The organism is Streptomyces sp. 8K308 (assembly GCF_004348315.1).
Lineage (GTDB): Bacteria > Actinomycetota > Actinomycetes > Streptomycetales > Streptomycetaceae > Streptomyces.
In genome coordinates, this window is sequence record NZ_SMKC01000558.1 from 1 (window position 1) to 2,327 (window position 2,327).

The window sequence follows — 2,327 nt, forward strand, 5'->3', positions numbered from 1 at the left end:
GTACCGCCGCGCGGAGGGCGGGGAGGGGTGGCGGCGCGAGCTGCTGTGGCCGTGAGGCGATTCCCGGCCCTTGGGGGGCTTAGCCCAGGACGCGCACCGGTTCGCCGACCAGGTAGGCGGTGATGTCGTCGACGGCCTCGCGGAAGAAGGTGCGGTAGTTGCCTTCGGTGACATAGCCGAGGTGGGGGGTGGCGAGGAGCCGGGGCAGGGTGCGGAACTCGTCGTCCGCGGGGAGGGGTTCGGCGTCGAAGACGTCGACGGCGGCGCCGGCGAACCAGCCCTCGCGCAGGGCGGTGGCGAGCGCGCGCTGGTCGACGAGGGCGGCGCGTGAGGTGTTGATCAGGTAGGCGGTGGGCCGCAGCAGGCGCAGCTCGGGCTCGCCGATGACGCTTCGGGTACGGTCGCTGAGGACCAGGTGGAGCGAGACGAAGTCGCTGGTCTCCAGGAGCTCGGCGAGCGTGGCGAGCCGGGTGGCGCCGCCGGTGGCGGCGCGTTCGTCGGTGAGGTTGGGGCTCCAGGCCACCACGTCCATGCCGAACGCGGCGCCGACGCGGGCCACTCGGGAGCCGATCTTGCCGAGGCCGACGAGGCCGAGCCGGCGGCCGTGCAGGTCGGCGCCGACCGTGGACTGCCAGGGCCCGCCCTCGCGGATGGCGGCGCTCTCGCGCGGCACCTCGCGGGCCAGGCCGAGGAGCAGCGCCCAGGTGAGTTCGACGGGCGGCTCGGGGCGGCTGAGCGTGCCGGAGACGGTGACGCCGTGCCGCCTGGCGGCCGCCAGGTCGACGGAGGCGTTGCGCATGCCGGTGGTGACGAGCAGCCGCAGGGCCGGCAGGCGGTCGAACAACTCGGCGGGGAAGGGCGTGCGTTCGCGCATGATCACGACGATCTCGCAGTCGCCGATCGCCTCGACGAGGCGATCGCGGTCGGCGATGTGCTCGCGGACGACGGTGACGTCGAGGGCGTCGGCGAGCGGCGACCAGTCGGCGAGGGAGAGGGCCACGCCCTGGTAGTCGTCGAGCACGGCGCAACGCAGCTTCGTAGCCATGGTCAGGCACGATAGCCCGTGGACGGGCGGGGGTACCATGCGGCGCCGGTGAGCCGGCCCCCGGGAGAAGACACAGCCGCCGAAGGAACCGCGATGAACTCCGCAATGCCGCCCGCCGTTCTCGACCTGCTGAGGTGTCCCGTCTGCGGGGGTCGGCTCGACGTCGGCGCGGAGGCCGGGCGCGCGCTGCGATGCGCGGCCGGGCACTCGTTCGACGTCGCGCGGCAGGGATACGTGAACCTGCTGACGGGCGCCGGGTCCGCCGTGGCGCGGAACGTGGACAGCGCGGAGATGGTGCGGGCCAGGGTCGACTTCCTGGGGACGGGGCACTACGCGCGGGTCGCGGAGGCGGTGGCGGCGGCGTGTCCCTCGTCGGCCGGTGCGGTGGTGGACGCCGGGGCCGGCACCGGGTACTACCTGGCGGCTGTGCTCGACGACCGACCGGAGGCGGTTGGGCTCGGGCTCGACCTGTCGAAGTTCGCGTTGCGGCACGCCGCCAGGGCGCACGAGCGGGCGGGCGCGGCGGTGTGCGACGTGTGGCGGTCGCTGCCGGTCGTCGACGACGCGGCGGACGTGGTGCTGAACGTCTTCGCGCCGCGCAACGGGCCTGAGTTCAGGCGCGTGCTGCGTCCGGGGGGCGCGTTGCTGGTCGTTACGCCGACCGATCGCCATCTGGCGGAGCTGCGTGGCCCGTTGGGGCTGCTGTCGGTGGACGCGGCGAAGGAGGAGCGGCTGCGGCGGTCGCTGGCCGGGGACTTCGGGGAGGCGGAGTCCTCGGAGGTCGTCGAGTACCGGGTGGGTCTCTCGGCGGCTGAGGCGGAGGCGCTGGCGTCGATGGGACCCGCGGCGCGGCATGTCGGGGCCGACGAGCTGCGGCGGCGGGTGGCGGCACTGCGGGAACCGGCGCGGGTCACGGTCTCGGTGCGGGTGGCCGTTTTCCGGCGGTGGTGAGCCGCCCACTCGGCCGCCCGTTCAGCCGTCCACGTGGCCCAGGGAGCGGTGCGGGGCGACGCGGTCGCGGGTGAGGCGCTTGATCTGGGTGGGGTCGGGGAAGCCCTGCGTCTTCCGGTCCCAGACGACCTCCTCGTTGACGCGGACCGTGAAGACCCCGCCGGTGCCGGGGACGAGGGCGACCTGGGCGAGTTCGGCCTCGAAGGTGCTCAGCAGTTCCTGGGCGAGCCAGGCCGCGCGGGGGAGCCAGCGGCAGCGGGTGCAGTACTCGATCGAGAGCGTGTGGCGGGTCGGGGGCGTCACCGTGGGCCGACCTCTCCTTCCTTCGGGG

At 74.3% G+C, this 2,327-nt stretch carries 3 protein-coding genes; 1 reads left to right on the top strand and 2 read right to left on the bottom strand.

Going from position 1 to position 2,327, the window contains the following annotated elements; all coding sequences use genetic code 11:
* Positions 1-79 precede the first annotated feature (79 nt).
* Entirely contained in the window at positions 80-1,045 is a 966-nt protein-coding gene (locus tag E1265_RS35610) for a D-2-hydroxyacid dehydrogenase family protein (protein WP_207931345.1), read from the bottom strand.
* Positions 1,046-1,138: 93 nt separating this feature from the next.
* Between E1265_RS35610 and E1265_RS35615 the strand changes: the two genes are divergently transcribed.
* Positions 1,139-1,996, top strand: a complete 858-nt coding sequence (locus E1265_RS35615; RefSeq protein ID WP_243741344.1) for a putative RNA methyltransferase — start codon at positions 1,139-1,141, stop codon at positions 1,994-1,996.
* Positions 1,997-2,017: 21 nt separating this feature from the next.
* Here the strand turns inward: E1265_RS35615 and E1265_RS35620 are convergent, their stop codons facing one another.
* Complete coding sequence (locus E1265_RS35620; RefSeq protein WP_132935083.1) at positions 2,018-2,299, bottom strand: SelT/SelW/SelH family protein; 282 nt, start codon at positions 2,297-2,299, stop codon at positions 2,018-2,020.
* Positions 2,300-2,327 lie beyond the last annotated feature (28 nt).